Here is a 6,977-nt window from a genome sequence, read left to right on the forward strand (position 1 = left end):
GTAACTCCGTAACAGTTCGTCACGGAACAAGCTGACAATCGCACTGAAAGGCGGGACCGGCGCCACTGGCGCCGATCCCGCCCGGTAGGTTGTCACCCGTGCCGACCCCCACCCGCCTCCGCCTCACCGGACTGGCCGAGCGCCTGCCCGAGCGCGTCCGTACCCGTGTTCTCACCGGGTACTGGACCAGGCTGGTGCCGGTGCTCGCGCTGGTCGCGCTGCTCACCCACATCCCCTCCTTCGCCCGGCCCGTCTGGAGCCCGGACGAGGGCTTCCTGGCCACCCAGGCCCGGATGCTGGCGGACGGCGGGGTGCTGTACGACACCGTGGTGGACCGCAAACCACCGCTGCTGCCCTGGCTCTACCAGGCCTGCTTCGCGGTCTTCGGCTCCGCCTCGCTCTGGCCGCTGCGCACCCTGGCGGTGGTGGCCCACCTGGTCACCGCGATCCTGCTGGCCTCGATCGCCCGCGGCCGCTGGGGCAACCGGGCCGGGGCCGGGGCCGGACTGCTCTACCTGCTGGTCTCCATCGGGCTCTCCCCGGAGGACACCCAGGCGGCGACCTTCGAGGTCTTCATGCTGCCCGCCATGGTGGCCGCCTTCCGGTACGCCGAACGGCGCCGCTGGCTGGCCGCGGGCATCGCGGTCGCCCTCTGCTCACTGACCAAGCAGACCGGCGGCGCGGTGCTGCTGCCGGTGCTCTGGATGCTGTTCCAGGACGCCCGCCGGCGCGGGGTGCGCTGGCCGCCCGCGCTGTTCAAGATCGGGTTCGGCTTCACCCTGCCGATAGCGCTGGTCGCGGTGATCCTCACCAAGCCCAAGGGCTTCCTCTTCTGGGTGGTCACCGGCAGCGGCGACTACGCCTCCTTCGGCGGCGCCTGGCTCCAGATGCTCGGCCGGGCCTTCGGCAACTCGGCCATCCTGGCCGCGGCCGGCCTGGGCTTCCTGCTCCCGGTCGGACGCCGGCTCTGGCTCAAGCACCGCCACCGCCCGCTGCCGGTGGCCGGCGAGGAGCACGGCTCGACCACCGACCTGTGGGTCTGGCTGCTCTCCTCGGTCGTCGCGGTCAGCGTGGGCTTCCACTTCTTCGGCCACTACTACCTCCAGCTGATCCCGCCGCTGGTGCTGCTGGGCACCGGGGCGGTCGCCACCTCGGCGATCCGCTGGAAGCCCGTCCTGCTGTACACCACGGCCGCCGCCACGGTGTTCTGGAGCCTGGCGCTGGCCTGGCCGGGGGAGCGGCTCAACCGCACCACCGAGGTCGCCACCGCCGTCGCCGCCCAGACCACCCCCAAGGACACCGTGCTGGTCTGGGGCATGCACCCCGAGCTGTACTGGCTGGCCGACCGCAAGCCCGCCACCCGCTACCTGACCGCCGGCTTCCTCACCAACTACAGCGGCGGCAAGGACGGCAACCAGAACGTCGGCGAGCAGTTCAGCGTCTCCAACGCCTGGCAGACCTTCGACAAGGAGCTGGCCAACGGCCTGCCCGAGGTCGTGGTCGACGACTCCGGCATCGCCCCGTACCAGCCGGTCATGGTCCCCCGGATCGAGAACCTGCTGGACACCCACTACGAGATGGTCGGCGTCTTCGCCGACACCGTGGTGTACCGCCTCAAGCACTGAGGCGGCCCGTACCCGGGTTCCTCGCGGCAACGCCGTACACAGGAACTCCTGGCGGAAACGCCGTACACGCCGCGTCCGGGCGGCAGCCCCGTACACACGGAGGAGCCCCGGTGACCAGGCGGTCACCGGGGCTCCTCCGTGTTCGGGCCCTGCGTTACGCGGGCACCGAGGCCACGCCGGGGGCGAGGAAGGCCTTGCCGTTCACCCGCTCCGAGACGCCCTCACGGTCCAGGTACGGGGTGATCCCGCCCAGGTGGAAGGGCCAGCCGGCACCGGTGATCATGCAGAGGTCGATGTCCTGCGCCTCGGCGACGACACCCTCCTCCAGCATCAGGCCGATCTCCTGCGCCACGGCCTCCAGGGCACGGGCGCGGACCTGCTCCCCGGTGAGCACCGAGTCGCCGAAGGTCAGCAGCTCCAGCACCTCGGGGTCGAGGACCTGCTGGCCGTCCGTCCAGGTGTAGAAGCCGCGCTTGCCGGCCTTGACCACCTTGGCGAGGTTCTCGGAGACGGTGAACCGCTCCGGGAAGGCGCCGTGCAGGGTCTCCGAGACGTGCAGGGCGATGGCCGGGCCGACCAGCTCCAGCAGCACGATCGGGGACATCGGCAGGCCGAGCGGCTCGACGGCCTTCTCGACGTCGGCGATCGGGGTGCCCTCGTCGATGATGCCCTGGATCTCGCCCATGAAGCGGGTCAGGATCCGGTTCACCACGAACGCGGGGCGGTCCTTGCAGAGCACCGAGGTCTTCTTCAGCTTCTTGGACACCGCGAAGGCGGTGGCCAGCGAGGCGTCGTCCGTCGAGTCGCCGCGGACGATCTCCAGCAGCGGCAGGATCGCGACCGGGTTGAAGAAGTGGAAGCCGACGACCCGCTCGGGGTGCTTCAGCTTCGAGGCCATCTCGGTGACCGACAGCGAGGAGGTGTTGGTCGCCAGCACGCAGGTCGGCGAGACCACGTTCTCCAGGTCCGCGAAGACGGCCTGCTTGACGCCCATCTCCTCGAACACGGCCTCGATGACGAAGTCCGCGTCGCCGAAGGCGGCGGCCTTGTCCAGCGAGCCGGAGACCAGGCCCTTGAGACGGTTGGCCTTGTCCTGGCCGATCCGGCCCTTGCCGAGCAGCTTGTCGATCTCGGCGTGGACGTAGCCGACGCCCTTGTCCACGCGCGCCTGGTCGATGTCGGTGAGGACCACCGGCACCTCCAGACGGCGGGCGAACAGCAGCGCCAGCTGCGAGGCCATCAGACCGGCGCCGACGACGCCGACCTTGGTGACCGGGCGGGCCAGCGACTTGTCCGGCGCGCCGACCGGGCGCTTGGCCCGGCGCTGCACCAGGTTGAAGGCGTAGATGCCGCTGCGCAGCTCGCCGCTCATGATGAGGTCGGCCAGGGCCGCGTCCTCGGCGTCGAAGCCGGCCTGCAGGCTGGCCTTGTCCGCGAGGTCGAAGTCCTTGGCGGCGGCGATGATGTCCAGCGCCCTGTAGGCGGCCGGAGCGGCGCCGTGCACCTTGGCGTCGGCGACCATGCGGCCCCAGAGGACGGCGTCGTCCCAGGCCTTGCCGCGGTCGATCGCCTCGCGCTCGACGACGACGTCGCCCTTGACGACCTTGGCGGCCCAGAGCAGCGACTGCTCCAGGAAGTCGGCCGGCTCGAAGATCGCGTCGGCGATCCCCAGCTCGAACACGTCCTTGCCCTTGAGCTGCTTGTTCTGGTTCATCGAGTTCTCGACGATGACCTTGACGGCCTTACCGGCACCCACCAGGTTCGGCAGGATGGTGCAGCCGCCCCAGCCGGGGACGAGGCCGAGGAAGACCTCGGGCAGCGAGAAGGCCGGGACGCCCGCCGACACCGTGCGGTAGTCGCAGTGCAGGCCGACCTCGACGCCGCCGCCCATCGCCGCGCCGTTGTAGAAGGCGAAGGTGGGGACGGGCAGCGTGGCGATCCGCTGGAAGACGTCGTGGCCGCCCTTGCCGATGGCCAGCGCGTCCGCGTGCTCCTTGAGCAGCTCGACGCCCTTGAGGTCGGCGCCGACCGCGAAGATGAACGGCTTGCCGGTGATCGCGGCACCGACGATCGTGCCCTCGGCGGCCTCGGCCGCGACCTGGTCCAGCGCCTCGTTCAGCTTGAGCAGCGAGCCCGGGCCGAAGGTGGTCGGCTTGGTGTGGTCGAAGCCGTTGTCCAGGGTGATCAGGGCCAGCCGGCCGGCCTGCAGCGGCAGGTCGAGGTGGCGGACGTGCGCGGTCGTGACGACCTCGCCCGGGAAGAGCTCGGCGCCGCGGGTCAGCAGCTCGGTGGTGTTCGTCATGGTCACTTACCACCCTCGAGCTCGGTGTTCTGGGTCGCTCCGCTCCAGTGGGGGTTCTCCCAGATGATGGTGCCGCCCATGCCGAAGCCGATGCACATCGTGGTGAGGCCGTAGCGGACGTCCGGGCGCTGCTCGAAGCGGCGGGCCAGCTGGTTCATCAGGCGCACGCCGGAGGAGGCCAGCGGGTGGCCGAAGGCGATCGCGCCGCCGTACGGGTTGACCCGCTCGTCGTCGTCCGCGATGCCGTAGTGGTCCAGGAAGGACAGGACCTGGACGGCGAAGGCCTCGTTGATCTCGAAGGCCTGGATGTCGTCGATGGTCAGACCGGCCTTGGCCAGCGCCTTCTCGGTGGCCGGCACCGGGCCGATGCCCATGACCTCGGGCTCGACGCCCGCGAAGGCGAAGGAGACCAGGCGCATCTTGACCGGGAGGCCGAGCTCCTCGGCGACGTCCTCGGCGGCCAGCAGCGAGGCGGTGGCGCCGTCGTTCAGACCGGCCGAGTTGCCCGCGGTGATGTTGCCGTGCGGGCGGAACGGGGTCTTCAGGCCGGCCAGCGACTCCATCGTGGTGCCCGGGCGCAGCGGCTCGTCCACGGTGGCCAGGCCCCAGCCGGTCTCGCCGACCTCGGGGTTGGTGTTGCGGATCGAGATCGGCACCAGGTCGGGCTGGATGTCGCCGTTGGCGTACGCCTTGGCGGCCTTCTCCTGGGAGCGCACGGCGTAGGCGTCGCAGCGCTCCTTGGTCAGGTGCGGGAACCGGTCGTGCAGGTTCTCCGCGGTCATGCCCATGAACAGGGCGGACTCGTCGACCAGCTTCTCGGAGACGAAGCGCGGGTTCGGGTCGACGCCCTCGCCCATCGGGTGGCGGCCCATGTGCTCGACACCGCCGGCCACGACCACGTCGTACGCGCCGAAGGCGATGCCGCCGGCGGTGGTGGTCACGGCGGTCAGCGCGCCGGCGCACATGCGGTCGATCGCGTAGCCGGGGACGGACTTCGGCAGGCCGGACAGCAGGGCGGCGGTGCGCCCGATGGTCAGGCCCTGGTCGCCGATCTGCGTGGTGGCCGCGACGGCGACCTCGTCGATGCGCTCGACGGGCAGGTTCGGGTTACGGCGCACGAGCTCCCGGATGCACTTGACGACGAGGTCGTCGGCGCGCGTCTCGTGGTAGATGCCCTTCGGGCCTGCCTTGCCGAACGGGGTGCGGACGCCATCGACGAAGACGACGTCCCTCGCGGTACGAGGCACGGGGGCTCTCCTCCCAGGGACCAACATGACGATTGGGCGGGCTGCCGCCGTCGAAGACCCGAGCGGCGCCGCATCACCGCCATGCTACCCGCCGGTAACCAACCTGCCCAGGCCCCTCGGAGGGATCCGACCATGTGTCCCCCGACACGTTCCCCGGCCCGTCCGACCAGGAGCGTCGTTCCCGGGCGCGGCGAACGGTGCGACGAACGGGTACGACGGACGGGTACGACGAAGGGGATGCCACCCGTACGGATGACATCCCCTTCCACGTGTTGCCGTGATCGGTCCTGGAGCGTGATCAGTCCTGGGCCGCGGCCGCGGCGAACGCGGCGGCCACCGCCGGCGCCACCAGGTCCACCTGCCACTGCCGGGCGCCGAACCCGCGCAGGGCGGCGGCCACGGCCTCGGGGCCCGGCTCGGTCGGCGGGTGCCAGCAGACCCGGCGGACGGTGTCCGGGGTCATCAGGTTCTCGGCCGGCACGTGGTACCGCTCGGCCAGCTCGCTGATCGCGGCGCGCGCACCGGACAGCCGGGCGGCGGCCACCGGGTCCTTCTCGGCCCAGGCCCGCGGCGGCGGCGGTCCGTCGTGCGGCGCGGTGGCCGGCGGCAGCATGTTCTCCGGGATCTCCCGGGCGCGCTGCACGGCCGCCAGCCACTGCTCCAGCTGGCGTCGGTGCACCCGCGGGCCGAAGCCCTGGACGGCCTGCAGGGAGGCGATGTTCAGCGGCATGGCCAGCGCGGCGTTGACGATCGCCGCGTCGGCGAGCACCCGGCCGGGGGAGACGTCGCGGTCCTGCGCCATCCGGTCGCGGACCAGCCACAGCTCGCGCACCACGGCCAGCTGACGGCGGCGGCGGATCTTGTGCAGCTGCGAGGTGCGGCGCCACGGGTCGTTGCGCGGGCCAGGGCGGGGCGCGGCGGCGATCGAGGCGAACTCCTCCATCGCCCAGCCGAGCTTGCCCTGGGCGTCCAGCTCCTGTTCGAGTGCGTCGCGCAGCTCGACCAGCACCTCGACGTCCAGAGCGGCGTAGCGCAGCCACGGCTCGGGCAGCGGGCGGGTGGACCAGTCGACCGCGGAGTGCTCCTTGGACAGGCTCAGTCCGAGCACGTTCTCGGTCATCGGCCCGAGGCCGACCCGGGCGAAGCCGGCGATCCGCCCGGCCAGCTCGGTGTCGAACAGGCGCTGGGGTCTCATGCCGACGTCGGACAGGCAGGGCAGGTCCTGGCTGGCCGCGTGGACGACCCACTCGGCGTCCTCGACGGCCTTGCCGAGCGCACTGAGGTCCGGGCAGGCGATCGGGTCGATCAGGGCGGAGCCGGAACCCGCGCGGCGCAGCTGGATGAGGTAGGCGCGCTGCCCGTAGCGGTAGCCGGAGGCCCGTTCGGCATCGACGGCCACCGGTCCGGTGCCCGCGGCGAAGGCGGCGACGACGGCGCCCAGCGCCTGTTCGTCCGCCACGACGGGCGGGATCCCCTCCCTCGGCTCAAGGAGCGGGACCGGGGCTGCTTCTTCTGGGATGGCTGCTACGGCGTCGGTCACCCCCCAAGGGTACGACGGTCCTCGCGGCCGGGAGTGTTGTCGGACTGGTCAGACTGTTGATCGCCCGGGGGCGGCCCGCCCCGCTCCGGGGCGCGGTTCGCCCGCCGCGGGCCCTCCGGGGGTGACGGGAGTTCGGCGGCGGGAGGTTGACGACGGGAGTTCGGCGGCGGGCCCCGGAACAGCGCCGCGGGGGGGGGGGGGGGCACGGGCGGCCGCGGCCGCCCCCGGGGGGGGGGCGGGGCGGGGGACGGGGGGTTTGGGGT

At 71.9% G+C, this 6,977-nt stretch carries 4 protein-coding genes; 1 reads left to right on the plus strand and 3 read right to left on the minus strand.

Going from position 1 to position 6,977, the window contains the following annotated elements; genetic code table 11:
- Positions 1-98 precede the first annotated feature (98 nt).
- Positions 99-1,625 (plus strand): glycosyltransferase family 39 protein, encoded by a 1,527-nt coding sequence (locus tag ACFCY1_RS02305; RefSeq protein ID WP_234348350.1) that lies wholly within the window; start codon positions 99-101, stop codon positions 1,623-1,625.
- Between the two features lie 154 nt (positions 1,626-1,779).
- On the opposite strand, the gene ACFCY1_RS02310 is transcribed toward ACFCY1_RS02305, so the two are convergent.
- The 3 genes from ACFCY1_RS02310 to ACFCY1_RS02320 form a co-directional block, all read right to left on the minus strand.
- A complete protein-coding gene (locus ACFCY1_RS02310) occupies positions 1,780-3,927 on the minus strand; it encodes a 3-hydroxyacyl-CoA dehydrogenase NAD-binding domain-containing protein (RefSeq protein WP_375873232.1) in 2,148 nt (715 codons plus the stop codon).
- Between the two features lie 2 nt (positions 3,928-3,929).
- On the minus strand, positions 3,930-5,174 hold the full coding sequence (locus ACFCY1_RS02315) for an acetyl-CoA C-acyltransferase (RefSeq protein WP_049651277.1): 1,245 nt from the start codon (positions 5,172-5,174) through the stop codon (positions 3,930-3,932).
- A gap of 298 nt (positions 5,175-5,472) precedes the next feature.
- A complete protein-coding gene (locus tag ACFCY1_RS02320) occupies positions 5,473-6,714 on the minus strand; it encodes a ribonuclease D (protein WP_049651278.1) in 1,242 nt (413 codons plus the stop codon).
- Positions 6,715-6,977 lie beyond the last annotated feature (263 nt).

The organism is Kitasatospora sp. NPDC056273 (assembly GCF_042268845.1).
Taxonomy (GTDB): Bacteria; Actinomycetota; Actinomycetes; order Streptomycetales; family Streptomycetaceae; genus Kitasatospora.